At 74.3% G+C, this 26,913-nt stretch carries 23 protein-coding genes; 13 read left to right on the top strand and 10 right to left on the bottom strand.

Going from position 1 to position 26,913, the window contains the following annotated elements; translation table 11 throughout:
* Positions 1-72: 72 nt before the first annotated feature.
* Both QMZ92_RS04885 and QMZ92_RS04880 read right to left on the bottom strand, forming a co-directional pair.
* Positions 73-1,257: a DUF6397 family protein gene (locus QMZ92_RS04885; RefSeq protein WP_283295994.1), complete on the bottom strand. Its 1,185-nt coding sequence runs from the start codon at positions 1,255-1,257 to the stop codon at positions 73-75.
* 319 nt (positions 1,258-1,576) lie between these two features.
* Positions 1,577-1,990 (bottom strand): roadblock/LC7 domain-containing protein, encoded by a 414-nt coding sequence (locus QMZ92_RS04880; protein WP_283295993.1) that lies wholly within the window; start codon positions 1,988-1,990, stop codon positions 1,577-1,579.
* 149 nt (positions 1,991-2,139) lie between these two features.
* Here QMZ92_RS04880 and QMZ92_RS04875 point away from each other — a divergent pair, with 149 nt between their 5' ends.
* On the top strand, positions 2,140-2,568 hold the full coding sequence (locus QMZ92_RS04875) for a PPOX class F420-dependent oxidoreductase (RefSeq protein WP_283295992.1): 429 nt from the start codon (positions 2,140-2,142) through the stop codon (positions 2,566-2,568).
* A 67-nt stretch (positions 2,569-2,635) separates the two neighbouring features.
* Here the strand turns inward: QMZ92_RS04875 and QMZ92_RS04870 are convergent, their stop codons facing one another.
* A complete protein-coding gene (locus QMZ92_RS04870; protein ID WP_283295991.1) occupies positions 2,636-3,241 on the bottom strand; it encodes a GTP-binding protein in 606 nt (201 codons plus the stop codon).
* Between the two features lie 475 nt (positions 3,242-3,716).
* On the opposite strand from QMZ92_RS04870, the gene QMZ92_RS04865 reads away from it, so the two are divergent.
* The 4 genes from QMZ92_RS04865 (at position 3,717) to QMZ92_RS04850 (ending at position 9,046) form a co-directional block, all read left to right on the top strand.
* Positions 3,717-5,102, top strand: coding sequence for an NAD(P)/FAD-dependent oxidoreductase (locus QMZ92_RS04865; RefSeq protein WP_283295990.1), 1,386 nt, complete (start codon positions 3,717-3,719; stop codon positions 5,100-5,102).
* 54 nt (positions 5,103-5,156) lie between these two features.
* A complete protein-coding gene (locus QMZ92_RS04860; protein WP_283295989.1) occupies positions 5,157-7,001 on the top strand; it encodes a transketolase in 1,845 nt (614 codons plus the stop codon).
* A 136-nt stretch (positions 7,002-7,137) separates the two neighbouring features.
* Positions 7,138-8,079, top strand: a complete 942-nt coding sequence (locus tag QMZ92_RS04855) for a cation diffusion facilitator family transporter (RefSeq protein WP_283295988.1) — start codon at positions 7,138-7,140, stop codon at positions 8,077-8,079.
* A 268-nt stretch (positions 8,080-8,347) separates the two neighbouring features.
* Positions 8,348-9,046 (top strand): alpha/beta fold hydrolase, encoded by a 699-nt coding sequence (locus tag QMZ92_RS04850; protein WP_283295987.1) that lies wholly within the window; start codon positions 8,348-8,350, stop codon positions 9,044-9,046.
* Between the two features lie 342 nt (positions 9,047-9,388).
* Here the strand turns inward: QMZ92_RS04850 and QMZ92_RS04845 are convergent, their stop codons facing one another.
* Entirely contained in the window at positions 9,389-10,231 is an 843-nt protein-coding gene (locus QMZ92_RS04845; protein ID WP_283295986.1) for a pentapeptide repeat-containing protein, read from the bottom strand.
* Positions 10,232-10,451: 220 nt separating this feature from the next.
* Here QMZ92_RS04845 and QMZ92_RS04840 point away from each other — a divergent pair, with 220 nt between their 5' ends.
* Positions 10,452-11,336 (top strand): RNA polymerase sigma factor SigF, encoded by an 885-nt coding sequence (locus QMZ92_RS04840; RefSeq protein WP_502961990.1) that lies wholly within the window; start codon positions 10,452-10,454, stop codon positions 11,334-11,336.
* A 167-nt stretch (positions 11,337-11,503) separates the two neighbouring features.
* On the opposite strand, the gene QMZ92_RS04835 is transcribed toward QMZ92_RS04840, so the two are convergent.
* The 5 genes from QMZ92_RS04835 to QMZ92_RS04815 form a co-directional block, all read right to left on the bottom strand.
* Positions 11,504-12,499, bottom strand: coding sequence for a nucleoside hydrolase (locus QMZ92_RS04835; protein WP_283295984.1), 996 nt, complete (start codon positions 12,497-12,499; stop codon positions 11,504-11,506).
* 341 nt (positions 12,500-12,840) lie between these two features.
* Entirely contained in the window at positions 12,841-13,254 is a 414-nt protein-coding gene (locus QMZ92_RS04830; protein WP_283295983.1) for a DUF742 domain-containing protein, read from the bottom strand.
* 22 nt (positions 13,255-13,276) lie between these two features.
* The gene (locus QMZ92_RS04825; RefSeq protein WP_283295982.1) at positions 13,277-13,711 is read right to left on the bottom strand and encodes a roadblock/LC7 domain-containing protein; all 435 of its coding nucleotides are present in this window, start codon (positions 13,709-13,711) and stop codon (positions 13,277-13,279) included.
* Positions 13,708-16,359: a sensor histidine kinase gene (locus QMZ92_RS04820; protein ID WP_283295981.1), complete on the bottom strand. Its 2,652-nt coding sequence runs from the start codon at positions 16,357-16,359 to the stop codon at positions 13,708-13,710. Before QMZ92_RS04820 ends, QMZ92_RS04825 begins: the two co-directional genes overlap by 4 nt.
* Positions 16,360-16,470: 111 nt before the next feature.
* Positions 16,471-17,271 carry an MHYT domain-containing protein gene (locus QMZ92_RS04815; protein WP_283295980.1) on the bottom strand — a complete coding sequence of 267 codons (801 nt, stop codon included), beginning with the start codon at positions 17,269-17,271 and terminating at the stop codon, positions 16,471-16,473.
* Between the two features lie 173 nt (positions 17,272-17,444).
* On the opposite strand from QMZ92_RS04815, the gene QMZ92_RS04810 reads away from it, so the two are divergent.
* The 4 genes from QMZ92_RS04810 (at position 17,445) to QMZ92_RS36265 (ending at position 20,422) form a co-directional block, all read left to right on the top strand.
* Entirely contained in the window at positions 17,445-18,044 is a 600-nt protein-coding gene (locus QMZ92_RS04810; protein WP_283295979.1) for a class I SAM-dependent methyltransferase, read from the top strand.
* A 272-nt stretch (positions 18,045-18,316) separates the two neighbouring features.
* On the top strand, positions 18,317-18,637 hold the full coding sequence (locus QMZ92_RS04805) for a hypothetical protein (RefSeq protein WP_283295978.1): 321 nt from the start codon (positions 18,317-18,319) through the stop codon (positions 18,635-18,637).
* Positions 18,638-18,807: 170 nt separating this feature from the next.
* Entirely contained in the window at positions 18,808-19,611 is an 804-nt protein-coding gene (locus QMZ92_RS04800) for a hypothetical protein (RefSeq protein WP_283295977.1), read from the top strand.
* Between the two features lie 565 nt (positions 19,612-20,176).
* The gene (locus QMZ92_RS36265) at positions 20,177-20,422 is read left to right on the top strand and encodes a hypothetical protein (protein WP_502961987.1); all 246 of its coding nucleotides are present in this window, start codon (positions 20,177-20,179) and stop codon (positions 20,420-20,422) included.
* Positions 20,423-20,549: 127 nt separating this feature from the next.
* On the opposite strand, the gene QMZ92_RS04790 is transcribed toward QMZ92_RS36265, so the two are convergent.
* Entirely contained in the window at positions 20,550-20,735 is a 186-nt protein-coding gene (locus QMZ92_RS04790) for a tail-anchor membrane protein (RefSeq protein ID WP_138051580.1), read from the bottom strand.
* A 253-nt stretch (positions 20,736-20,988) separates the two neighbouring features.
* On the opposite strand from QMZ92_RS04790, the gene QMZ92_RS04785 reads away from it, so the two are divergent.
* The 3 genes from QMZ92_RS04785 to QMZ92_RS04775 all read left to right on the top strand — a co-directional run bounded on the left by QMZ92_RS04785 (position 20,989) and on the right by QMZ92_RS04775 (position 26,763).
* Complete coding sequence (locus QMZ92_RS04785; protein ID WP_502961989.1) at positions 20,989-23,874, top strand: SCO1167/SCO6262 family helicase; 2,886 nt, start codon at positions 20,989-20,991, stop codon at positions 23,872-23,874.
* On the top strand, positions 23,871-25,391 hold the full coding sequence (locus QMZ92_RS04780; RefSeq protein ID WP_283295975.1) for an SWIM zinc finger family protein: 1,521 nt from the start codon (positions 23,871-23,873) through the stop codon (positions 25,389-25,391). Before QMZ92_RS04785 ends, QMZ92_RS04780 begins: the two co-directional genes overlap by 4 nt.
* A gap of 88 nt (positions 25,392-25,479) precedes the next feature.
* Positions 25,480-26,763 carry a GAF domain-containing protein gene (locus QMZ92_RS04775; protein WP_283295974.1) on the top strand — a complete coding sequence of 428 codons (1,284 nt, stop codon included), beginning with the start codon at positions 25,480-25,482 and terminating at the stop codon, positions 26,761-26,763.
* Positions 26,764-26,913 lie beyond the last annotated feature (150 nt).

Below are 26,913 nucleotides of genomic sequence, written 5' to 3'. Positions count from 1 at the left end.
CCCGGGACGCCGACGGCCTCCCCGGCGGAACCGTTCATGACGCGCCGTCAGCCGCGTGTGACGGGGAGGCCGTCAGCCGGCCCCACCGGGCCGGCAGCGCTTGGGCGCCCGCCCGGACGGCGCGCGATGCCGGGCCGCCCCGTCCCCGTCCCCGTCCGAGGGGAGACGGGGACTCCCGTCGGCCCGGAACCGGGGCCGCCCGGAACTCCTCGAAGCGGGGCCGGCCGGCAGCCGCATAGCGGCCTCCCCGCCGGAAGGGGACCGCCGAGGAACCGTGGCCTGGGCACGAGAACGGGCCTCGGGCCTGGGGCGGGCCTCCGACAGGGCGCGTACCTCGGGTCCGGTACGGGACTCCGGGACGGAACGGGGCCGGGGCAGTGCTCCGGAAGCCCGCCCGGAGCCGGCTCCGGGCGGGCCGTCCCGACCCACACCGGGTGGGGCGTCCCTCGGGTGTGGCCGGAGCGGACCGCCGGCAGAAGGAGCGCCGGGGCGGAGCCGGCCGGTGGCCGGGCGAGGCGCCGGGCGCGAGGCACGTGCCTCGTCCAGGGACAACGTCAGACTCATCCGGTGCCAGAGGATCTCTTCGGGAGCTTCCGCCAGCAGGAGCCGGTCCGTGATCTCGCGCACGGCCGACGACTCCGTGCGACCGAAGGGTCGTTCCGGGCGCAGACGTTCCAGATACGCCCGCTCGTGCGGGTCGTCCACGACCTCCGCCAGCGGGGAGGCATCGAGGAGGGATGCGATGGCGGCCGCGCGCGCCCAGGGGTCGTCCGCCAGCCGGAGCAGGGTGCCGAGGTGGCGTCCTCGCCAGTTGCGGGCACGCCAGTCCTCGCCCTCGTCGAGTCCGGCGCGAAGCCTCGACGGCAGCTTCCCCACCAGCAGATCGGGATTCCTGTCGGCGAACTCCCGGACTTCGGAGGCCAGATAGAGCCACACGACGGCCCTGTAGCGGTTCAGCCGGAGGCGGACCGGAGTGAGGTGCCCGGTCCGCGCGAGTCCGGTGAAGCGGACGGCGGTCGTGGACACGAGCCGGGCGGCATCCACCGAACCGAGGGTCCGGACCCGCTCGCGCAGCACCTCGGGAAATCCGACGGCCTCTCGGAGTCGCGTGATCTCCTCCCGGGGCACCCGCCTCCGCCCCGGGCTGCCGCCCGGCGCCGTACGGACATGGCCGAGCTGGACCGCGAGCTCGAACTCGCCCCGCTTCAGCTCCAGGGCCACCGCGGCGCGCCCCCGGGGCACGGTGTCCGTGGACACCCTTCCACGGCCGGCGTGACCGGTAACGCGCTCCGGACCCGCCGCGACGCCGGGCCGGTCCACCGTCGGCCCGCGCCGGGGCGCGCCCGTGACCGTCCTGGGCATGCCTGCGGTCATGTCGTCGCTCATCGCGACCTCCCCCGTACAGACGAACACTCTCAGTGACGACCGTAACCCCGTGTGGCACGTTCTCGCTCTGCCTGTGGACAACCGCCGACCCGGGCCACGACGTGCGGACACGACCACGGCCGTCAGGCGGTCCCGGGCGACGGTCCCCGGACAGGTGCCGGGCGCGGCGCAGGGCCTTGAGGCGCGGGCCTCAGAATTCGGCGACCGTGATCCGCCCCGGCTGCCGCGCGGCCACCGCCAGGTGTTCTCCCACCCGGTTCACCAGCAGCGTCATCTCGTAGGCGACCTGGCCGACGTCGGCCTCCGCGGCGCTGAGCACGCACAGACAACTGCCGTCGCCCGCGGCGGTGACGAAGAGCATCGCGTCGTCGAACTCCACCATGGTCTGCCTCGCCCGGCCCGCACGGAAGTGCCTGCCCGAGCCGCGCGCGAGGCTGTGCAGTCCGGAGGAGACGGCGGCGAGGTGCTCCGCGTCCTCCCGGGCGAGTCCCGTGCTCGCCCCGGTCACCAGGCCGTCGTTGGACAGGACGAGCGCGTGCCGTATGTACGAGACCCTCTTGGTCAGGTCGTCCAGGAGCCAGTCGAGCCCCTTGTCCGCTGCCATGGCGTTCCTCCCCGTTCGTGTGTTCGCGTTCCCCCGTGTCGCGGGTAAGCCTCGCGCACTGTCCCCGTCCCGGCAAGGAGTCATCAAGGGCGCACGGCAGCGGAGAGTTGGCTTTCCCTCACCACGGGTCGCGTCCGAGGATGGTTCCCATGGCGAGAAAGATGTCTCAGGACGAATGGCGGGCGTTCGTGTCCCAGGGCACCCGCACCGCGAAACTGTCGACCGTCAGCGCGGACGGCGGCCCGCACATCGCACCGGTCTGGTTCCTCCTCGACGGTGACGACGTGGTCTTCAACACCGGGAAGGAGACGGTGAAGGGCCGGAACCTGACCCGCGACGGCAGAGTCGCCCTCTGTGTGGAGGACGACCGTCCGCCGTTCTCGTTCGTGGTCGTCCAGGGCCGCGCGGAACTGGGCGAGGACCCTGAGCAGTTGCGGTACTGGGCCACCCGGATCGCCGCACGCTACATGGGCGAGGACCGCGCCGAGGAGTACGGTGCGCGCAACGGGGTGCCCGGAGAACTGCTGGTCCGGGTACGTGTCGAGAAGGTCCGGGCCGTGGCGGACGTCGCCGGCTGACGACGTCTGACCCGACCGCGCCCCGCCCACGGGCCCGCGGCCTCCACCGCCCCAACCCGCGCCTTCCTCACCCCACCGAGTCGAGCAGCCGGGCGGTGTGCATCCGTCCGGCGTACTCGACCAGCCGGACCAGCACCTCCTTCCCCGAATCACGGTCGCGCGCGTCGCACAGCACGACCGGCGTCCCCCGGTCGAGGTCCAGCGCGCGGGAGACCTCGTGCGCCCCGTAGGTCCGCGCGCCCGGGAAGCAGTTGACGGCGACGACGAACGGGATGCGCCGGTGCTCGAAGTAGTCGACGGCCGGGAAGCTGTCCTCGAGGCGGCGGGTGTCCGCGAGGACCACCGCGCCGAGCGCGCCCTGCGAGAGCTCGTCCCACAGGAACCAGAAGCGGTCCTGACCGGGTGTGCCGAAGAGATAGAGGGACAGTCCCGAGCGGATCGTGATGCGCCCGAAGTCCATGGCGACGGTGGTGGTCGTCTTCTGGTCGACTCCGCCGGTGTCGTCGATGCTCTCGCCCGCCTCGCTGAGCCGTTCCTCGGTGCGCAGTGGCCGGATTTCGCTGACCGCTCCGACGAGCGTCGTCTTGCCGACGCCGAACCCGCCGGCGACCAGTATTTTCAGCGCGAGAGCGGCGGCGTCTCCGCCGATGCCGCCAGAGAGTTCGGGGGCCATCGATCACTTCTCTCCGTGGGTGTGCGCCGACAAGTGGCGGGGGGAACCCCAGGTCGCGGTCGTCCCGGCCGCCTCGGGGAAGGCCGGCCGAGAGGGCCGACGCCAGCACATCTGTTCTGCGAACGTGAGCAGTATGGCAATCGGAACCACAGGTGGGGCGCGTGGACCGCTTTTTGCGCGATGTGATTGTTCCGGACTGAAGCAGTGTGCGAATCCATGCGAATTTCGTGTGGCCGCGACAGTTCGACGGGGGGAGGCTGGTTGTACGGACGCTATTGCGACGACGTTCTCCGACGGCGGCGACGGCGGCGTTTGGCACCGCGCCGGCAGGGCACTCGGAACGTCCCGTCCGTCGCATGCCCTACTTCCCCACGGGAGGCGATTCGCCGTGCAGGCCGACGACATCCGGACCCCTCACGCGCAGGCCCCGCACACCACGCCCCGGCAGGGCCGGTCACGGCCACAGCGGGACGGCGTGACCAGGATCGTCATCGTCGGAGCCGGGTTCGCCGGCCACCGTACGGCCCGAGCCCTGTCCCGTTCCCTGGCCAGGGAACGCGTCGAGATCGTTCTGCTCAATCCCACCGACTACTTTCTGTATCTCCCCCTGCTGCCCCAGGTGGCCGCCGGGATCCTGGAGCCGCGGAGGGTCACCGTCTCCCTCGTGCGCACCCTCCCGCGGGTGCGGCTCGTGCTGGGCGAGGCGACGCGGGTCGACCTCGCCGGGCGCCGCCTGCACTACACGGACCCAGAGGGCTCGCCCGGGGAGCTCGCGTACGACCGGCTCGTACTCGCCGTCGGAAGCGTCAACAAGCTGCTCCCCGTCCCCGGCGTGAGCCAGTACGCGCACGGCTTCCGCGGACTGCCCGAAGCGCTCTACCTCCGCGACCACGTCGTCCGGCAGGTCGAGATGGCGGGCGCGGCGCCGCACGCCGACGAGTGCGGGGCACGCTGCACCTTCGTCGTGGTCGGCGCCGGGTACACGGGCACCGAGGTGGCGGCGCAGGGCAAGATCTTCACGGACGAGCTGCACGCCCAGATGTCGCGGCCGGAGGAACCGTTCGGCCCGGCCTGGCGCTCTCCGGACACCCGGCCGCGGTGGCTGCTCCTCGACATCGCGCCCCGGGTGCTCCCCGAACTCGACCGGCGGCTGTCCGAGACCGCGGACCGGGTGCTGCGCGCCCGGGGCGTGGAGGTGCGCACCGGTACCTCCATCAAGGAGGCTACGCCCGACGGGGTGCTGCTGGACGACGGCGAGTTCGTCCCGACCCGGACCCTGGTGTGGTGCGTCGGTGTGCGGCCGGATCCGCTCGTGGCCGACGTCGGGCTGCCCGTCGACCGCGGCAGGCTGCGGGTGACCGCCGAGCTGAACGTGCCGGGCCATCCCGACGTGTTCGCCTGCGGGGACGCCGCCGCCGTACCGGATCTGACCCGCCCGCTGCCGGGCGGCGACGGCGCGGACGACGGGAACGGAACCGGCTACGAGCTGACCCCGATGACCGCGCAGCACGCGACGCGGCAGGGCGACGTGGCGGCCAACAACGTCGCGGCGTCGCTCGGGTACGGCACCGCACGCGCCTACCGCCACCACGACCTGGGTTTCGCCGTCGACCTGGGCGGTGTCCAGGCGGCGGCCAACCCCCTCGGCGTTCCGCTGTCCGGACCGCTCGCGGGCGCGGTGACCCGCGGTTACCACCTGGCGGCGATGCCGGGCAACCGGGTACGCGTGGCCGCCGACTGGCTGCTGGACGCCGCGCTGCCGCGCCAGGCGGTGCAGCTCGGCCTCGTCAGCTCCTGGTCGGTGCCGCTCGACACCTCGTCGCCCGAACTGGCCCGGCTGCCCGGCCGGAACCGGAAGTGACGGCCGCACGACGACACGCGAACCGGTCACCGGACCGCCTGCGAACGGAGTGACATGCGCAACGAAGAACTGACCGAACTGGCCCGGCAGTTGAGGGTGGATTCCGTACGGGCGGCCGATGCCGCGGGCTCGGGGCATCCGACGTCCTCGATGTCGGCGGCGGATCTCGCCGCCGTGCTCCTCGCCCACCATCTGCGCTACGACTTCTCCGACCCGGAGAACCCGGCCAACGACCGGCTGGTCTTCTCCAAGGGCCACGCCTCGCCGCTGCTGTACTCGCTCTACAAGGCAGCGGGCGCGATCGACGACGAGGAACTGCTGACGTTCCGCAAGCGGGGCAGCCGTCTCGAGGGCCATCCGACGCCGCGGCTGCCCTGGGTGGACGTCGCCACGGGCTCGCTCGGCCAAGGGCTGCCGGTCGGGGTGGGCATGGCCCTCGGCGGCAAGTACCTCGACCGCCTCCCGTACCGGGTCTGGGTGCTCTCCGGGGACAGCGAGATGGCGGAGGGCTCCGTCTGGGAGGCCGTCGAACACGCCTCCTTCGAGAAACTGGCCAATCTGAAGCTGATCATCGACGTCAACCGGCTCGGGCAACGCGGGCCGACCCGCCATCAGCACGACCTCGACGCCTACGCGCGGCGGCTCAGGGCGTTCGGCTGGCACACCGTCGAGGTCGACGGCCATGACGTCGAGGCCGTCGACAAGGCCCTCACGGAGGCGGTCGAGGTGGACGAACGACCGACGGCCGTCATCGCGGCCACCCGCAAGGGCCGCGGTGTCGCCGCCGTCGAGGACCGGGAGGGCAAGCACGGCAAGCCGCTTCCCGACGCGGAGGCGGCGATCGAGGAACTCGGCGGCCCGCGGTGCGTCACGGTCCAGGTCGAGCCGCCGCCCGCGACGGGCGCCCGGCGCGACCGGGACCTGGGACGGCTGGAACTCCCCCGGTTCGAGACCGGCACGGAGGAAGCCACCCGTACCGCCTACGGGCGCGCCCTGGCGGCGCTGGGTTCCGCGCGCGGCGACGTCGTCGCGCTCGACGCCGAGGTCGGGGACTCCACGCGCACGGAGTACTTCGGGAAGGAACACCCCGACCGGTACCTGGAGTTCTACATCGCCGAGCAGCAGCTCGTGGCCGGGGCGGTCGGCCTGCAGACGTGCGGCTGGGTGCCGTACGCCTCGACGTTCGCCGCGTTTCTGACCCGCGCCCACGACTTCGTCCGGATGGCCGCGGTGAGCCGTGCCGACATCAATCTCGTCGGCTCGCACGCCGGCGTGTCGATCGGCGAGGACGGGCCCTCGCAGATGGGCCTCGAGGATCTGGCGATGCTCCGGTCCGTCCACGGGTCGACGGTGCTGTACCCGTGCGACGCCAACCAGACGGCGCGGCTGGTGGCGACCATGGCGGATCTCGACGGGGTCCGCTACCTGCGCACCAGCCGGGGCGAGACGCCCGTCATCTACGGTCCCGACGAGGAGTTCCCGATCGGCGGCAGCAAGGTGCTGCGCGGCGGCGGGGGCGACAAGGCGACGATCGTCGCCGCGGGCGTGACGGTCCACGAGGCCCTGCGCGCGGCGGACGCGCTCGCGGCGGACGGCATTCCGGTCCGGGTCGTCGACCTGTACTCGGTGAAGCCCGTGGACGTGGACACGCTCAACGACGCCGCGGGGGCCACGGGCTGCGTCCTCACGGTGGAGGACCACCGGCCCGAGGGCGGGATCGGCGACGCGGTCGCGGAGGCTTTCTCGGACGGGCGTCCCGCGCCCAGGCTCGCCCGCCTCGCCGTACGCGACATGCCCCTCTCCGCGACGCCGGAGGAGCAACTGCACGCCGCCGGGATCGACGCGGAGTCCATCGCGGCGGCCGTGAAGCTGCTCGTGAAGAGGGTCGTCGCCCACTGAGGCACCCGGGCCCGCCGACGGACCCGTGAGTGCCCCTTCCGGCCGTGCCGGTGTCTGCCGGCGGTGGTACGGGGTACCCGCGAGCCATGAGCACCACAACCGTCCGTGCCGGTCGCCGGACCGGCCCCGGGGGTGAGTGGTCGTGAACCGGGAGCACGGCGGACGCGGGCACCGCTCGGACCGCAGGACCCGGCTGACCGTTCTCGTCGCGCTCGCCGCGAACCTCCTCATCGCGGCGGCCAAGACCGTCGGCGGTCTCCTGGCGTCGTCGCCCGCGCTGCTGTCGGAAGCGGCGCACTCGGTGGCCGACAGCCTCAACGAGATCTTCCTCCTCGCCGCCCTGCGCCGCAGCCGTCGGCCGGCCGACCGCCGGCACCCGTTCGGCTACGGCAAGGAGCGCTGGTTCTGGTCCCTGCTCGCGGCCGTCGGCATCTTCGTCATGGGCGGCTGCTTCTCGTTCTTCCAGGCGTTCGAGGCACTGCGCGAGGGCGACCGGCCGGTGTCCGCCGGACACTACGCGGCAGGGCTCGCCGTGCTGGGCGTCGCGCTGCTCGCCGAGGGGACGTCGCTCGTCCGCGCGCTCTACCAGTACCGCAGGGAGGGGGACGAGGCCCGGGACCCCGCGCACCGCACCGTGATCGCGGAGGACGGCGCCGCCGTGGTCGGGGTGCTGTTCGCAATGGCCGGCATGGGACTGCACCTGGTCACCGGCAGGGTCGCGTGGGAGGCGGCGGCGTCCCTCGCGATCGGCCTGCTGCTGGTGTACGTCGCGTACCGGCTGGGGCGCGAGGCGCGGGACTTCCTCATCGGTGTCGCCGTCGATCCCGGCATGCGCCGCGCCGTCCGCGCCATGCTGGACGAGCAGCCGGAGATCGACAACGTGGCGGCCCTGCTGACGATGCGTCTGGGGGTCGACTCCGTGCTCCTCGCCGCCAGGATCGATCTGGCGCCGGGGCTGGACAGCGAGGAGATCGAACTCGTGAGCGAGAGGATCAAGGCGGCGGTCCTGGACCGCTGGCCGGAGGCGGACCAGGTCTTCCTCGACATCACGGAGGCGCCTCCGTACCCCGGCCGCTGAACCGGCGGGCGGCCCTCGCCGCACGCGGTGGAGGCACGGTCCGGAGACCGCTGGTCCGGCCGCGGAACCCGACGGCGAAGCCGGGCAGGTGGACCGGCCGGGCGAACGGGTGCCGGGCCCGGGCGACCCGGTGGGCCGGCNGGCGAACGGGTGCCGGGCCCGGGCGACCCGGTGGGCCGGCCGGGCCGGACGCGGGCCGGACGCGGGCCGGACGCGGGCCGGACGCGGGCCGGACTCGATTGTCGTACCCCTTCGCTACGGTGCGGGCATGGTGAACTTCGTATTGGTGGCGGGCGCTTGGCTCGGTGCGTGGGCGTGGGACGACGTGGTACCGGAGCTGCGTGCGGGCGGTCACGGCGTACGTCCGGTGACGTTGTCCGGCCTCGCCGAGAAGAGCGGCGTGCCGGCGGGGCAGCAGACCCACGTCCAGGACGTCGTCGACGCGATCGAGCAGCACGACCTGCGGGATGTCGTGCTCGTCGGACACAGCTACTCGGGGATCCCGGTCGGTCAGGCCGCCGAGCGGATCGGCGACCGGCTGCGGCGCGTGGTCTTCGTCGACTCGAACGTCCCGGTGGACGGCGAGTCGTTCGTGTCCTCGTGGCCCGACGGCCGGGCGGCCATCGAGGCCTCGATAGCCGCGACCGGTGGCTTCTGGGCACCGCTGACCACGGCCGACTGCACCGGGCAGGGGCTCGGTGACGAGCAGGCGGGGCGACTCGTCGCAGGAGCGACTCCGCACCCCGGCGCGACGCTGACCGAACCGGCGGTGCTCGGACGGGCGCTCGGCGAGTTGCCGGCGACGTACGTCAAGTGCCTGCTCGACGGGGAGGAGCCGGGCCCCGATGTGGCCCGACTGCTGCGCGGCGAGCACTGGCGGCTGGTCGAGCTGGACACCGGGCACTGGCCGATGTTCTCCCGACCGCACGAGCTGGCCCAGGTGCTCCTCGACGCGGCGGGCACATAGGACCCACGCCGGGCGTCCACGATCCGCGCTCCCGCGCCGGAGTCGGCGCGGGTGGCTCGCGCGGGCACGGCCTCGGGTCCCGGGACGGGCCGGGCGGGTGGGCCCTGCGTGCCCTCCGGCGCGGGTCGTCAGCCTCCGGCGCCGGCTCGCTGCCGGGGTCCGGCCCTGTCCGGCGGTGAACGTACCCGTCCGTGTGCCCGTTATGCGGGGACCGGTACGGCGACAGCGCCGCCCGGCGTCCGCCGGGCCCCGCCCGGTTTCCGCTGCATCCGTCGGTCGGTCCGTCGCGTCACCGGCGGACGCCGGGCGGGTCGTCCGCAACCGGACGACCCGAGGGCCCGCTCAGGCTATCCAGTGCGCGGGACGGTGGAGTCCGGACGGCAGCCGCGTCGCCGCGTCTCCCCTCGCCTGCTGGAGCTGCGGCTGGGTGAGGAAGATGCTGCCGGTGAGGTCGGCACCCGAGAGGTCGGTGTCCCTGAGGTCGGCGCCGAGGAGATCGGCCAGACGCAGATCGGCTCCGCGGAGGTCGGCGGCGATCAGGCAGGCTCCGCGCAGATCCGCGCCGTGGAGGTCGGCGCCCGCGAGCCCGGCCCCGAGGAGGTCAGCCCCCCTGCGGTTCTTCCCCCGGCCCGGCCCGGCCCCGGCCCTCGCCAGCGCGCTCGCCCTGAGCAGCAGTTCGCCCGTACGGCCGCGCAGCGCGGCGACGTCGGTCCCGAGCAGTTCCTCGGCGTCCCGCAGTGTCACCGCCTCGATCTCATCGCGGAGAGCACGTGCAGCCGGGTGCACCGGACGGGCGGGCGGCAGCGCCAGAGCAGCGGTCAGATACCACAGCAGCTCGTGCAGTTGGCGCATCACGGGGAAGACGTCGAACATCTGCCAGGCGCTGCCCGGGGCCGATCGCCAACTCCGCCCCGCGAACGTCACCCGGGAGACCTTCTGGCCCGCGCCGAAGCAGTCGTACACGGTGCAGCCGGGGAATCCGCCGTCCCGGAGCCGGGTGTGGATACCGCAGCGGAAATCGTCGCGAAGGTTGCCGCAGGGCCGGCCCGCGGGTTTGTCGACGGCGAAGTCGGCCGAGGCGGAGAAGGGCAGTGCCACGCAGCAGAGGGCGAAGCAGTCACCGCAGTCGGCCCGCAGCGCCGAGGTGCCGGGAGGGGGTGCCGCGTCCTGGTGCGCTTCGGTCACTGAGCCCTGCCTCTTCCGTTTCCGTGGTGCGAACGGGATGTCACCGTCCAGTCTTCCCCATCCGGAAGGCCGTTCGAGTCCGGCCCCGCCCTTCTGCGGGCGTTTGCCGGGAGGGCCCCCGGGCAGGCGCTCACACGTGCTTCGGAGCCCTTGCGTGCCCTGCACGCCCCAGGCCGCCTTCGGCTCCGGGCGATCGACACCGTCAGCACCGCACGAGGAGCTGAGAGTGAGCAGGCAGACACATGGGAGCGGCAGGCATCCCCACGACGACGCCCCGGACACGGCGGCCGCCTTCGCCCGGCTGGCCCGGCTCGGCGACGGGCCGGAGCGGACCGCGCTGCGGGAGGAACTGGTACGCACCTGGCTGCCCATGGCCCACCGGCTGGCGGGGCGCTACCGCAACCGGGGCGAGGCGCTGGAGGATCTGCGCCAGGTCGCCGCGCTGGGACTGGTGAAGGCCGTGGAACGGTACGACCCGGACCGCGGCGGCGCGTTCGAGTCGTTCGCCGTCCCGACGATCAACGGGGAGATCAAGCGGCACTTTCGCGACCACACGTGGACCGTGCACGTGCCGCGACGGGTGCAGGACCTGCGCAACCGGGTCCGCACCGCCCGCCAGGAGCTCGACCAGACCGTCGGCGGCCGTGAGCCGAGTACCGCCGAGATCGCGCGGCAGGCGGGTATGACGGAGGAGGAGGCCGGGGCGGGTCTGGAGGCCCTCGACAGCTACAGTGCCCTCTCCCTCGACGCGGAGGTGCAGGGCAGCGAGGACGGTTACACGCTGGCCGACGCGATGGGCGGCCCCGATCCGGCGCTCGACGTCGTCATCGACCGCGAGGCGGTCAGGCCCCGTCTGGACGGGCTGCCGGACCGCGAACGGCGGATCCTCTATCTGCGCTTCTTCCGGGACATGACGCAGAGGGGCATAGCGGAGGACCTCGGCATCTCGCAGATGCACGTCTCCCGCCTGATCGACCGCTGCTGCAGCCGGCTGCGGGACGAGATCCTGCGCGACGCGGTGGCGGCCGGCTGCGACACTCGGCCGCCGCTCCGGCGCCCCGCGCGCCGCCGGGCACTGCGCAGGCCCTGCTCCTCGCGGCAGTGATCGCCGCGACGGGCGCCGCGTGAGGGCGGGTACGACCGTGGGCCCTCGCCCGGTGGTCCCCTTGTGCCCGCGAGGGGTTGGCGGCGGGGCCGGCCGGCACCCATGCCGGCACCCCACCCCCGGCGGGCCTCCGCACGCCCGGCGGGTGGCGGCGGGCGCCCCGCAGGTCATCCGGGGCCGTCCTCCGTGCGCGGGCCGTCCGGTCCCGCGCCCGCCGGGCCGGCCACCCGCCGTCCGAGCCTGTCGACGGCACCGACGACCCGGTCCCAGAACCTCTCCTGGTCGAGGCCCACCGCGACACGGGCGTTGACCGGCCGGTCGAGGTAGCGGTGCAGATCCACGACGGTCGCCCCGCGCGTGAACTCCCCGCGGAGTTCGACGGCGACGCTCGCGTCGACACAGTCCACGATCTCCGGGTCGATGACCCGGGCCACCGCCACCGGATCGTGCAGGGGTGGCGCCGGAAACCCCCAAAGCCGCCGGTAGGCGGCGGCGAAGAACGTCATCAGCTCCGCGCAGATGCGTCCGAGGTCCGTGCCGAGCCCCTCCAACCGTGCCAGCACGTCGGGGGTGACGAGTGCCTGGTGGGAGACGTTGAGCCCGCACATGGTCACGGGCAGCCCGCTGCGGAAGACAACGTCGGCGGCCTCCGGGTCGACGTACATGTTGAACTCGGCGGCGGGGGTGCGGTTTCCGCGTTCCGTCGAGCCGCCCATGAGCACGATCTCGCGGATGTGCTCCGCCGCGTCGGGATGGCGGGTGAGGAGTAGGGCGATATTGGTCAGCGGGGCGGTGGGGACGAGTGTGACGGGCTCCGGATGCCGGGTCAGGAGCCGGTGCATGAGGTCGACGGCGTGCTCGGGCACGGTGCCGACGGTCGGTTCGCCGAAGCTCGGCCCGTCCATGCCCGACTCGCCGTGGACGTCGTCCGCGACGTGGAGTTCCCGGACGAGGGGGCGGGCGCAGCCGGCGGCGACGGGCACGTCGGTGATGCCCGCGGCGGTGCAGATGCGACGGGCGTTGAGCGTCGTCTTCTCCAGCACCTGGTTGCCGGCGACCGTGGTGATGGCGAGCAGGTCGATCGCGGGATCCCCGGCGGCGAGGAGGATGGCGACGGCGTCGTCGTGCCCGGGGTCGCAGTCGAGGATGATCGGTACGGACACGTTGCTCCTCGGCGTCGGCGGCGGCGCTGGAGCGCGCCGGCGGTATGGGGTGGCGCCGGTACCACGCCGGCCGGTACCGGCGCGGACACGGGGACGGACGGGCCTTGCGGGGAACGACGGGCCTTGCGGGGAACGGCGGGCCTTGCGGGGAACGGCGGGCCTTGCGGGGAACGACGCCACCAGTGTGCCCCGGAGGAGGACGCCCGGTCTGCTCCACCCGGACCTGCGATCGGCCCTCGTTGCCTCCGCGGCCTCCGCCCGCCACACCTCTGGGATTCCCTGCCCCCACCCTCCCGACTCGTGGTCCGCGTCCTCCCGACCTTCGGTCACCGGTGGATGTCTCAGAGGGCTCTGAGGCCGTCGATCACCTCCCGCAGAATCCTTTCGTCCGGCAGTTGCGCGGGCGGTACGGGCATGGAGACCGTGACGTGCCCGCCCTCCAGCAGATCGCCGACGAGCACCCGGACGACTCCGACGGGCAGATCGGCGTCCGCCGCGAGTTCCGCGACCGACTGGGTCTCGGTGCGGCAGAGGTCCAGGAGTGCCCGGTGCTCGGGCCCGAGCAGGCACTCCGCGGCCCGGTCCGCCGCCTCGGCGGCGGCGTCGACGAGCGCGATGAGGTCGAGGCGCCCGGAGCTCGGTCCCGGCTCCGTGCGGCCTCCGGTCATGGCGTACGGGCGGACGAGCGGGCCCGCCTCGGCGTCGTACCAGCGGCTGCCCCGGAGATCCGGGCCGCCGTCGGCGGCATCGTTCATGTCGGTGGAGTCTCCCTGCGGGTCAGCCGCCGGCGGGCGGGGTCGCGGACATGCGCGGCGGGGTGCCGAGGTGCTCGCCGACGCGCTTCACGAGCCGCGCCATCTCGTAGGCGATCAGGCCCACATCGGCGGTGACGGAGCTGAGGACGGCGAGGCAGGAGCCGTCCCCGGCGGCGGCGACGAAGAGGAACCCGTCGTCCATCTCGACCATCGTCTGCCGGACCCCTCCGGTGCGGAAGTGGCGTCCCGTGCCTTTGGCGAGGCTGTGGAATCCGGAGGAGACGGCCGCGAGGTGCTCGGCGTCCTCCCGGGTGAGGCCGCCGGACGCGCCCACGGCGAGGCCGTCGCTGGAGAGCACGACCGCGTGGCGGACCTCGCCCACCCGCAGCACCAGGTCGTCGAGCAGCCAGTCGAGTTCTCCGGAGCGGGGGTGGAGGGTCCTCTCGTGGTCGATCATGCGTGGTCTCCTTCACTGCTGTGAGCGCTGCTGTGGGTGGGACTGCCCGGGGCGGCGCCACCACCGCGTGCCCAGCCGGCGCGATAGGCGGTCATCCGGTCCCTGACCTGTTCCGGGGTGCGTTCCGGTGCCTCGTCCGGGGCGTGTCCGGCCGGGTCCGGCTGTTCGGGCCGCGCCGCCTCGCGCAACTGCGGGACGAGGTTGGCCTGCCTCACGCGGCGCGGCAGGGCGCCCGCGTCCTCGGGATCGGAGTGGTCTCCGCGGGCGGCGTCGCCCTGGGCCGGCGGCCGGACGCCGGGGCGTCCCGCGTGGGGACCCTCGGGGGGTGGTGACGGGGCACGGTCGCGCAGCCGTAGGGCGATGACCCCGGGCGTCGGGGCCGCTTCCCGGGACCGGGCCTCGGTGCCCTGCCGACCGGGCCGAGCCGTCGGCGACCGGTCGTCGTCGGGGGCCGGACGCGGTGCGGCGTCCGGCACGGCGAAGGGGGCGGAGTGCGTCACGGGCCGCGGCGCCGTGCCGGGTTCGGACTCGTGGTGGCCGGGCGGCGGGGCGGCACCTGCCGGCTGGGCGCTCTGCAGCAGAGCGGTGGGGAGCAGGACGACCGCGGTGGTCCCTCCGTACGGCGAGGTCCGCAGTTTCACCTTGATGTCGTGCCGCGCCGACAGCCGGCTGACGACGAAGAGGCCCAGCCGGTCGCTGTCGAAGAGGTCGAGCGCCTCGGACTGCTCGATACGGCGGTTGGCGTCCGCGAGGGCCTCCCTGCCCATGCCCAGTCCCCGGTCCTCGATCTCCAGTGCGTAGCCGTTCCCGACGGGCTCGCCACTGACCCTGACCTTGGTGTGCGGGGGCGAGAACTGTGCCGCGTTCTCGACGAGTTCGGCGAGCAGGTGGGTGAGGTCGGCGACCGCCGCCCCGACCACTGCGGCCTCGGGCAGTTGCCGTACCTCGACCCGCGCGTAGTCCTCGACCTCGGACACGGCGGCGCGGACGACGTCGGTGAGCGGCACGGGCACCCGCCAGGCCCGGCCCGGTGCCGCGCCGGACAGGATGATCAGGCTCTCCGCATGGCGGCGCATACGGGTCGTCAGATGGTCCAGGCGGAAGAGGTCTCCGAGCTCGCCCGGGTCCTCGGCCCGGCGTTCCATACCGTCGAGCAGGGTGAGCTGCCGGTGGACCAGGACCTGGCTGCGGCGGGCCAGGTTGACGAACACACCGGAGATGCCCCTGCTGAGTTCGGCGCGCTCGACGGCGGCGCTGAGGGCGGCGCGGTGGACGGTCGACAGTGCCTCGCCGACCTCGGCGATCTCGTCCTGCGGCGGCGGCCCCGGCGGCGCCTCGGCCCGGACGTCGATGGCCTCGCCGGACCGGAGGCGGCGCATGGCGCGGGGCAGTTTGTGGCGGGCGATCTCCAGGGCCGTGTTGCGGAGAGTGACGAGTTCGACGACGAGGGCGCGGCCGATGCGTACGGAGATGACGAGGGAGGCGGCCACCGCGGCCAGGCCGAGGAGGACCGCGGCACCGGCGGCGGTGAACATGCCCCGTCCGACCGGGTCGGCCCGGTCCGCCGCTCCGCGCCGGGCGTTCGCCTCGATGTCCCGCATCCCGGCGCGGACCGCATCGTGGGCGGTGTCCCAGGTGGTGACGGGCACGGCCGAGGCCGCGCGGCGGCCCGCAGGCGCGGCGGCGGTGGCGTCCTCGGCGGACCGGAGGTCGCGGTACGCGCTCTGCGCCGCGAGTTCGCGCCAGGCGTCCCGCTCACGCGGCCGCAGGTCGGCGACGGCGGACTCGGTGAGCGCACGACGGGTCTCCACGGCGCCGGTGAACCGCCGCAGCCTGTCGGCGGTGAACGACCTGGCTGCCCGGGCGGCCGTGAGCAGTGCGTCCTCGCGGGCGAGCATCTCGCCGGCCCGGGCGAATTCGAGTCGCACCCGGGCGTCCGAGCCCGTGCCGGGGTCCTGGACGCCGGCGAGGGCGCCGGCGACGCCGAAGCCGGTGCCGATGGCCGTCGTGTAGTGCTCGTAGGCACTGTCCCAGTCGGTGCTGCCGTCGAGCACCGATACGCGGAGGGCGGCGAGTCCGCGACCCTGGGCGACGAACGCGGCCAGCCGCCCGGCGACGTCACGGGGCAGAACGCCCCCGTCGGCGACGGTGTGGGACGGGTCGAGGGACAGACCGGCGAGTGCGGCGTCGGTGCCCCTGGCCTGCTGCCGGAGTTCGGCGGCGCGCGAGCCGTCGGGCGCGGCGATCTGCCGGAGGGCTGCGCGCCGTTCGGCCTGGAGCGCGCTCACGGTCTCCGCGACGGGTCCGCGGACGCGGTCCTCGACGTCCTGGAGCTGCCGGAGCCGCGCGATGTCCTGCGCGGTGGTGACGGTGGCGAACCCCCAGAGGGCCAGCAGGGAGACCACCGGGACCATCAGCAGGGAGATGATCTTGGCGCGTACGGTCCGGGGGCGCAGCCGCCGGCGCTCCCCCGGGCGCGGTGCCTGCCCGTGTGCGTCGGCCGGTCCGTGGGCGGAGCCGGGGCCGGCCCGTTCGTCCGCAGGCGGCCCTGCGTGGGCACGGCGCCCGCGGACGGACGGGGAGCCGACTGCCGCCGCCGGCCACGGGGGCGGCGTCTCGGCGCCGGGCTTGCTGCGAGGTGTGCGCATGGCCTCCTCGTTCCGGGTACGGGGTGTTGGACGCAGTGGGACGGCCGTGCGGGGCGGGCGGTTGGTCCGGGATGGCGGACCGGTCCGGGGCGTACCGGGGGCGGGGGCGCCCTACGAACTGGTCGGCGCCGGTGCGGCCACCCGGGGCTCGGGCTCGGTGGTCCGCTCGGCCGACGCGTAGGCGGCTCGTTCGTGTGCCGTCGGGGTGAGGGCGACGAAGGCCGAGGTGAGGAAGAGGTACGACCCGAGGCCGACGGCAAGGGGAAAGATGAACTGCATCGTCGTGGCCCCGGGCAGCACCGCGTCCGAGGGCGCGACGTTCACGCTCACGGCGAGCATGCCGGTGTAGTGCATGCTGCTGACGGCCGCGCCCATGACGAGGGAGGCGACGGCGACCGCGCGCGACGACCTGATGTTGAGCGCGGCCCACAGGGCGGCGGTCGCGGCGGCCACGGCGATGGCGACGGAGAGGGCGACGAGCAGCGGGTCATAGGTGACGTCGCCGTGCAGCCGGAGGGCCGCCATGCCGAGGTAGTGCATGCCGGCGACACCCAGTCCGGTGGTCAGCCCGCCCAGGAGCAGGGCGCGGACCCGGTCGCGGCTGTGGCCGACGGCGAAGACCCCCGCGCCGACGACGGCCATGGCGACGGCCAGGCTGAGGATGGTGAGCGGGACGTTGTAGCGGATGTCGGTGCCGGTGACACCGAATCCGAGCATCGCGACGAAGTGCGTCGTCCAGATGCCGGTGCCGATGGCGGAGGCCGCCGTGAGCAGCCAGTTGCGGCGGGAGCGGCCGGTCGCGTCGAGTGCGCGCACGGTGCAGCGCAGCCCGAGGGCGGCGCCGATGCAGGCCATCGCGTACGACAGCACGGGGGTCAGCCAGCCGAACGTGGCGTGGTCCAGGTGTCCCATGGATCAGGGACGGTAGTCGCGATGGGCGCGCGGGGCGGGGGCGCATTTCGAAAGCTGCCGGAATATGACAGCCGATGTTTCAGAACGATCGTGCCGAGGTCGAACGCGTGCACCGCACCTCTGTTCCGGTGGTGGATCGGCGAGTATGCCCGGGACTGCGGAATCATGGGCGCATGACCGACGACCACATGCATGTGCAGGAGTTCTTCGGCGCCCGGGCCGCCGACTGGGACGTCCGGTTTCCCGACGACGTGCCCGCGTTCGTCGCGGGGGTCGCGGCACTGGATCTGGCCCCCGGCGACGCGGTCCTGGACGCGGGCTGCGGCACCGGACGCGCGCTGCCCGTCCTGCGCGAGGCGGTGGGTCCGGCCGGTACGGTCGTCGGCGCCGATCTGACGCTCGAGATGCTGAAGGCCGCGGTCGGCGCCGGGCGCGACCGCGATGCCGCGCTGCTCCAGGCGGACGCGGCACGGCTGCCGCTGCGCACCGCGTCGATCGACGCGGTGTTCGCCTCCGGGCTGGTCGCGCACCTGCCGAATCCTGCCGGCGACCTGTGTGAACTGGCCAGAGTGGTGCGTCAGGGCGGACGTCTCGCACTCTTCCACCCCATCGGCAGGGCCGCACTGGCGGCCCGCCAGAAGCGCCGGCTGACTCCCGACGACCTGCGCGCCGAGTCCAACCTCCGCCCGCTGCTGGCCGGTTCGGGATGGCGGCTGATCTCGTACCGCGATGAGGAGGAGCGTTTCCTCGCGCTGGCGGTCAGGGAGGACTGACCCGGCACCGGAGTGATCCGTCCACACACCGGGCAGGCGGCGCGTTCCGCCACGGCAGCCGGCGATCCGGCGCAGCCGCCCTTCCGCAGGCGGCAGCGGCGGCCGGTCGGCGGCAGCGACGGTCGAGCGCAGCGGCCCGGACCGCTCCGGGAAGCCGTTCACCCGTCCGCGGGAGGCACCCGGTGAGGACGCCCCCGCAGGAGCACGCAGGAAGACTTGTCATACCGGCGGGGTACACCGGAAGGGTGACGGTGTGATGAAAGGGGGCCAGGGTGTTCGACAAGGTCATGAACGGAATCCGCAGGCTCGCGGCGCGGAGGGCGGGCGACGCCGCGGACGATGCGGGTACGCCGCCGGCGAAGGTCGTCCGGCAGCGTCAGCCGAACCTCTTCGAGGCCGCGGCGGCGTATGTCTCCGCGTGCGCCGAGGACGACCAGCAGGGAATCGAGGAGGCGTCGGGCTGGGTGTCGCCCGAGGCGCTGTCGTTCGGGGTGAACGAGCTGGCCTGCCGGGCCGTGATCGCCCTGGCGCGCGAGCGCGACGAGTCGCCCCGGACGGTGGCCCGCGGTCTGCTCGGCCTGCCCGTCGCCTGACAGCACGGGCCCCGCCGCAGAGGGGCGGGGCCCGAACCGGCGCGGCGGAGTCCGCTCCCCCGGGGCCGGAGGGCGGAAGGTGTCGCCCCAGTTTCCTGCCGCGAACCCTCGACGCCGGGGTTACCCACTGGTTAAGGTGCGCCGACGAACGATCCGATGGGGAGGATGCCGTGGCCGGGACGGACGAAGCGGCCGACGACGACGCGCTGTTTGTGCTGACTGCGCAGTTGCTCACACCCGCGCAGTTCCCCAGCGTGCTCGGCGACGACTACCCCGCGGCGTGCGCCGCCCTGGGACTCGAACCCTGGAGCGGCGGCTACGGGCTGGTCCTCGGGCAGGACGGAGCAGGCGCCCGCTGGACGGTCGTGATCGACGACGTGTCCCTGGTGGCCGTGGCGATCGCGTCGTGGGACTGCGGGATGGAGTACGACCTCTCGCCCAGCGACCGTTCGGTGGTCGCCGCGCTGCCCGGCTGGCCGCTGGCCGTCGCCACGGTCGCGCCGGGTGTGCCCGCGCCCCACGATCCCGGCGAGGAGGAGGCGGGCGGCCCGCCGCTGTGCCCACCCGACACGAGTGAGTGGGGTCCCGCGCAGCGGCGGCTCGGCGCGGACGAGGTCGCGCTGCAGTGGGCCGTCTGGCGCGGGCAGGTGGCCGAGCAGATCACGTTCGCGCAGCCGGACGCCCCGGAGGAGGAGCGTGCGACGCCGCACGAGGGGGTGCGGCGGGTGCTCAAGGAGCTCCACGCCTATGTCGACGACGCGCCGCCGCTCGGGCGGGTGAGATCGAGCTTCGCGCCGGACGGTGCGCGGATGCTGAGGGCGGACGGGCCCGGCTGGTCGCTGGTGGCCAGGACCGACGACATCGCCTTCGTGCTGCTGGACGAGGAGCCCGGAGAGGTACTGCCGGTGGGCCGTGGTCCCGAACTGCCCGGGCTGCTGGAGGCCCTGGACAGGATGGCGGTACGGCCGGCCTGAGGAGGGCCGTACGCAAGACGGTCGCGAGCGGGCACACGGGCGGAGCTCCCGAGGAGCCCTCCCACACAGCCGAGGTGCCCGAGGTGCGGGCCGCGCCTGTGGCCGGGCCACGATGCCGACAGCACGCTGGGGCGGCGTACCCACCCTCCTGCCGTTGACTCGGAGGCCGCGGCCATGCGTCTGTCCCGTACGTCCAGGCGAGCACCGGTACTCGCCCCGCTGCTCCTGGCACTCGCCTCGACGTCCTTCGCCGGCGCCGGCACGGCACGGCACGGGGCAGCGTCCGGCCACTGCGCCGGTCAGGACCGGCTCGACGTGCCCGGCGCCGCGCACCGGCGGTCGGCCTGTCTCGGGGATCTGACGACGACCGGGCTCGCGGGAACGCCGTACACCGACATGGCCGACCAGGCGGGACTGGCGGCGGCCGGCACACGCAACCCTCAGGGGTGCCGGGCGTCCGGATCGACGGCTACTTCCCGGACGGCTCACGTGCGAACGCGACGCACGGCTGGAACCACGACGCCCAGTTCGTGATCAGGTTCCCGACCGGTGGAACGTGGGCCTGGTGGTCACGGGAGCCCCGGGCACCCGCCGCCAGTACGCCACGGACGCACTCATCTCCGAGGCGGGCACCCACACGGACGCCCTGTACGACAGCCATCCCGACCGGCTGCGTCCGATCCTGCCGTGCCACCGGTCGGCATTCGCGGCGCTGACCGACTGGGTGGAGAAGGGCACGGCACCGCCCGCGGACCGGAGGATTCCGAGGCCCGCGGACGGCGATGTGGTGAACTCCTGCGCGCTGAGCTGACGACTCGGGCTCTCACCGCGGGTCCGTCCGGCCCGCCACTCACCGCAGCACCGGCGGCCCGTTCGACATCGAGGCGGCGGACGCCGGTGCCCGGTATCCCGCGCCGGAACGGGGCGAACCCGACCGTTCAGCGCCCGATCTGCTTGCGGTTGTTGATCCGGCGGAGCCGGCGGCGCTGCGAGGGGTCGAGCGCGAAGTACGCCACGGCGGGCACTCCGACGATCACCAGCAGCGACATCCAGAATCCGATCAGTGGGATCAGGAGAAGGCCGATGGCCACTCCCCCGACGGCGATCTTCGCACCTGTCGACATAGTTTTCGCAGCCTCCTTCGCGGCCCACGGGCCGCCGCTCCCTGCTGTGACAACGTGTCCACGGACCCGTCGGTTCCCTCAGGCGGCCGCGGTGTCCTCCGGACCCCGGGAAGCCGCTCCCCCCGTTCCGGACCACGCGCCCCGACCGTGAGGGAGACGGCCGGGGCGGCGGTGCAGTACCGGCCCCGCCGGGGGTACGCCTGGGGTATCCTCGGCCGCTCCGACCCCACTAGTCAAATTTGAGGACTCCGTCATCGCTGTCCACAGGCTCTCCGCGGCAACTCCCTCCGAAGACTCCGGGCTCGTCCGCTGCTCCGCCGTGCTCCTGCCGGCGGACCCGCCCCGCGCGGGCAGGTTCGCGTTCTGGCACCCGGACGGCACCCGGCCCCCCACGGGCCCCGGCACGCCCACGGAGCTGACCGTCGCCGGCCAGGGCGGCCGGACGTACGCCGTGCCCGCCCGGGCACTGCCGGTACGGGACGCGCTACCGGTCCTCCTGCACGCCCGGGTGGCGGACGGCGCCTCGCCCGCCACGGTGTTCTGGGGCGCGGCCACCGTGCTGGCGCTCCACCTGGCGGCCCGCGGACTGCTGCTGCCCGGCCTCGGCGCGAGCGGCCACGACGCCTGGCGCGTCGGACCGCTGACCGCCGAGGACATGGACCGGATACGCGGCCTCGCCGCATCCATGCCGGCGACCGCACACGCCGTCCCCGTCGACGCCGGGGCCTCACCGGTGCTGCTTCCCGGACCCGAGCGGCAGCTGCGGGCCTTCCTCGACGCCGTGGCGGACGTACTGCCGCGGACTCCCGCCGCCCCGCTCGCCGCGGGCTCCGGGGCGTTCGCCGCGGAGGAGCCGCAGCACCTGCCCGAGGCGCGTACCTGGGCGCACGAGGTGGCGACCGGTCATGACTCGGGCGTGCGACTGTCGTTGCGCATCGACGTGCTGGAGCCGACCGTGGGGGACGCGCCGAGCGAGACGACGGCCGGGCACCGGGCGGGACCGTCGTTCCGGGCCGTGCCGCAGCTGCACTGCGTCAGCGGCCCCGCGCTGGTCGCGGATGCCGCGAGCGTGTGGGCGGGAGGGCAGGACACCGTGTTCGGGCCGCGTGCCCGGACGGACGCCCTGCTCGCCCTGCGCCGCGCCGCACGGGCGTGGGCACCCCTCGCGCCGTTGTTGTCCGCGGCCGTGCCCGTCGCCGTGGACCTCGCCGACGAGGACGTCGCCGAGCTCCTCGGCGACGCCCGGCACGCCCTGGCAGCGACCGGGGTGCAGGTCCACTGGCCCCGGGAACTCGTCCGCACCCTCACCGCCAGGGCCGTGATCGGGCCGCCCGAGGGGGTGGAGGGGGCCACCGGTGCGGATCCCGCCGGATCGACGATGCCGTCGTTCCTCTCCTCGGACGCTCTGCTCGCCCTCAACTGGCGTTTCACGCTCGGCGACCGCGAGCTGAGCCGTGCGGAACTGGACCGGATCGCCGAGGCGAGCAGGCCCGTGGTGCGGCTGCGCGACCGCTGGGTACTCGTCGACCCCGAGGAGGCCCGGCTGGCCCGCGCACGACAGGGCCACGGGGTGACGCCCTTCGAGGCGCTGGCCACGGTGCTCACCGGGTCCGTGGAGAGCGGTGGCCGCAGGGTCGCTGTCGAGGCGTCCGGATGGCTGGAACGGCTGCGGGAGCGACTGACCGACCCCGAGGGCGGCGTACCGGAGATCACCCAGCCCGCCGCGCTCGCCGCCGTGCTTCGCGACTACCAGCTCCGCGGGCTGAACTGGCTGCACCGGATGACCTCGCTCGGCCTCGGCGGCTGCCTCGCCGACGACATGGGACTGGGCAAGACCATCACGCTGATCGCCCTGCATCTGCACCGGCAGACCGAGCCGTCCGCCGCCGGCCCGACCCTCGTCGTCTGTCCGGCCTCCCTGGTCGGCAACTGGCAGCGGGAGATCGAGAGGTTCGCCCCCGGCACTCCCGTGCGGCGCTTCCACGGTCCGTCCCGGAGCCTGGACGGCCTCGCGGACGGGGAGTTCGTCATCACCACGTACGGCACCATGCGACTCGACGCCGCGGAGCTCGCGGAGACGGCCTGGGGCATGGTCGTCGCCGACGAGGCCCAGCACGTCAAGAACCCCTACGCGGCGACGGCCAGGCAACTGCGCACCATCGGCGCGAAGGCGCGTGTCGCGCTCAGCGGCACCCCCGTCGAGAACAGTCTCTCCGAGCTGTGGGCGATCCTCGACTGGACGACGCCGGGTCTGCTCGGCCGGCTCGGCACCTTCCGGTCCCGGTACGCGCAGGCCGTCGAGGGCGGCGACCCCGCGGCCGCCGAGCGGCTGGCCGCCCTGGTCCGGCCGTTCCTTCTGCGCCGCCGCAAGTCCGACCCGGGCATCGCGCCCGAACTGCCCCCGAAGACCGAGACCGACCGCGCGGTCTCTCTCACCGCGGAGCAGGCGGGCCTGTACGAGGCGGTCGTCCGGGAGACCCTGGAGGCGATCTCGGCCGCCGGCGGAATGGAACGGCGCGGCCTCGTCGTGAAGCTGCTGACCTCGCTGAAGCAGATCTGCAACCACCCCGCCCAGTACCTCGGGGAGGAGCGGCCGCGGATCGCGGGCCGCTCCGGGAAACTCGAACTCCTCGACGAACTCCTCGACACCATCCTCGCCGAGGGAGCGGGCGTCCTCGTCTTCACCCAGTACGTGCGGATGGCCCGGCTGCTCGAACGGCATCTCGCGTCGCGGGGCGTACGGACGCAGCTGCTGCACGGCGGGACGCCGGTACCCGGTCGCGAGGCCATGGTCCGGCGCTTCCAGGACGGTGAAGTGCCGGTCTTCCTGCTGTCGTTGAAGGCCGCCGGCACCGGGCTGAACCTCACCGGGGCCGGTCATGTCGTGCACTACGACCGCTGGTGGAACCCGGCCGTCGAGGCGCAGGCCACCGACCGGGCCCACCGCATCGGCCAGACCCAGCCGGTGCAGGTCCACCGGCTGATCGCCGAGGGGACCATCGAGGATCGCATCGCCGCGATGATCGAACGGAAGAAGGAACTCGCCGACGCGGTGCTCGGCTCCGGCGAGACCGCGCTGACCGAACTGACCGATGCCGAACTGGCGGAACTGGTCGAACTGCGAGGAGGCGCACGATGACGGACGACGCGTACGAGGACCAGGACCAGGACGGGCGGACGTTCGTCGCGCTGCCGCCCGCGCGGAGCCGGGGCTTCGCCGTGACCTGGTGGGGCCGGGCGTGGGTGAAGGCCCTGGAGGACGGTGCCCTGGACAGGGAGCAGCTGAGGAAGGGGCGCAGGCGGGCACGGGACGGGGCGGTCGGTGCCGTGTCCGTTCGTCCCGGCAGGATCACGGCGGTGGTCAGGGACCGGGACGGCACGGGACACCGCAGTGATGTGCTGCTGCCGGAGCTGACCGCGGAAGCGTGGGAACGGTTCCTGGACACGGCCGTGGACCGGGCGGGGCACATCGCGGCCCTCCTGGACCGGGACATGCCGCCGCACCTCGTGGAGGACGCGGCGGAGGCGGGCGTCGCACTGCTGCCGGGCATCGGGGATCTGGAACCGCAGTGCACCTGCGGGGTCTGGGACCTGTGCCCGCACACCGCGGCCCTCTGCTACCAGGTGGCAGGGCTGCTGGACCAGGACCCGTTCGTCCTGCTGCTGTTGCGCGGGCGGGGGAAGCGCAGGCTTCTCGACGCGTTGCAGGTACGGAGCGCGGCGCGGGCGGAGCGGCCCGGGCCGGAGTCCGGGGGCGTGCCCGACGTCGCGGGGGTGCCCGCGGTGGAGGCGTTCGCCGCCGATGCCGCTGCGGGGCGCGCGCCGGGGGTGGCCGTCGCCGCGGGGAGCACCGCCTCGGCACCGCTCGCCGCGCCGCCGCTGCCCGAGGCGCCGGGTCTGCCGCCGTCACTGGACACCGGGACGGACGCACCGGAGGGAATCGACCCGGAGGCACTGGAGTTCCTGGCCGCGGACGCGGCGGTACGGGCGCGGCGGATGCTGGCGGAGGCGCTGTCCGCGGGCGGTGGGCGGCGGGACCTCGGGACGGGCGCCCCGGCCGGTTCCGCGGTCGGCGCCACGGACGCGTGCGCGGCGGGAGCGGCGAGGGTCACGGCCGGGCTCGCCGCGGGGCTGTCGGTGGGTCAGGACGCGGTGCGCCTGGCCGCGACGGCGCGCGGCGGTCTTCCGCCGGCGGTCGCCGAGCGGCTCGCGGCCGGTTCCGGCCGGGGCCGGGCGGGCTTCGAGGTCGCCGTACGTGCCTGGCGGTACGGCGGCGCGGCGGGACTGGCCGTACTGGACGGCGGGCCCGTCGCGGAAGACGTCCTCGCGCGTGCGGCGGCGCACCTGCGCCGCACCGAGGACTGGGACGAGGGCGCACGCCCCTCGCTGCGCGCGGCCGGGACGGGGCGGTGGAGCGTGCGGCCGGGGACGCAACTGCGCGTGGGGGCGGACGGACGCTGGTGGGTCTTCACCCGTGCAGGCCGCGCACCGTGGTCCCCGGCTGGCCCGCCGGCTCCCGACCCGGCCTCGGCACTGGCGTCGCCGACGGGGCCGGGCCCGGGTTCCGGCGGGCCGCCGCCGGGGGCATCGGATGCGGTGATCCGCGCGGTGCCCGACGACCTCGCCTCGTCCGCGGGGGGCGCCGGGGAGCCGTGACGGTGCGCCGTCGTTGCGTGGCCCTTGTCGGGGGCGCCGGGCCGCACGACGATGGGCACGGACGCGGACCGGGGACCGGGAGGCCGAGTTGACGGACCCATGGGTGGCGCTGGAGCCCGGGGGCGACGCCGGGCGGCGCGTCGGTGTGCTGCGCCGGGCGTACGAGCAGTTCACGACGGCCGGCCGGGTGGCGGCGGGCGTCCGGCCCGTGGTGGCCGAGTCGTGGCGGCGCTCCGCGCGGGCCAGGGTCGCCCCGGAGGGCCGGGCGAGCGTGGAACTGGGCGACGACGAACTGGCGGTCTACCGCGAGGGGCATCCGCTGTCGCGCGTGATGCCGGTGATCCGGGAGCTGACGGGTGCGTACGCCGTCGACGGCGAACACCTGGTGGCGGTGTGCGACGCACAGGCCAGGCTGCTGTGGGTCGAGGGACACCGCGGGGCGCGGGAGCGGGCCGGGCGGATGAACTTCGTGGAAGGGGCGCGCTGGGCGGAGGCGGTGGCGGGGACGAACGCGCCGGGCACGGCACTCACGGTCGACCGGCCGGTGCAGGTGTTCTCGGCGGAGCACTTCCAGCGCCCGGTGCAGGAGTGGACGTGTGCAGCGGCCCCGGTCCACGACCCCCACAGCGGCCGGTTGCTGGGCGCGGTGGACATCACGGGCGGGAACCGGCTGGCGCATCCCCACAGTCTGGCGTTCGTCGGAGCGGTGGCGCGGGCCGCCGAGTCGCATCTGGCGCTCCTGTCGCCGCGGCCCTCCGGCGACGCGGCGCAGTTGACGGCGCTGGGCCGGGACGAGGCCCTGCTGGCCGCGGAGGGCCGCAAGCTGCGGCTGAGCCGGCGGCACAGCGAGATCGTCGTGGTCCTCGCCCACCGCCCGGAGGGGCTGAGCGGCGACGAGCTGCTGCTGGAGCTCTACGAGGACGAGCACATCACCCCGGTCACACTGCGGGCCGAGATGTCCCGGCTGCGTGCCCTGCTGGGCCCTCGGCTGCTGGGGTCCCGGCCGTACCGGCTGGCCGTACCGGTCGACGCCGACTTCGGCACGGTGGGGCGCCGACTCGCGTCGGGCGCGGTCGCGGCGGCGCTCGGCGAGTACACCGGGCCACTGCTGCCCGCTTCGCGGGCGCCGGGAGTCGCCCGGCTCCGCGAGCGGCTGCGGGACCAGCTGCGCAGCGCCCTGATCGCCCGCGGCGACCCGGGCCTGCTGGCGGACTGGGTCTACAGCCCGTGGGGCGAGGGCGACCTCCCCGCGTGGCGGGCCCTGGCCGCCGCACTCCCCGAGGACCGGCGTGCCGCGGCGCAGGCACGGGCCCGCGCTCTGGACCGGGAGTACGGGAACGGGGCGCGTGCCGCCTTCGGGGGGCAGTGGTGACGGCGTCGGGCACAGCCTCGTCCGTGGGCTCCACTGGCCGGCCGCGGCAGGGGGACATACGCCTGCGCCCTCCCGCGCGGCGACGCCCGCGAACCTGAAGGGCTGGGCGCCGGTCGCCGGCGTCGGGGTCGGGGTCGGGGTCCGGGACGC

It is taken from the genome of Streptomyces sp. HNM0645, assembly GCF_030056615.1.
Lineage (GTDB): Bacteria > Actinomycetota > Actinomycetes > Streptomycetales > Streptomycetaceae > Streptomyces > Streptomyces marianii.
Note: the sequence above shows the minus strand (reverse complement) of the source record. Positions and strands in the feature narration are given on the sequence as shown.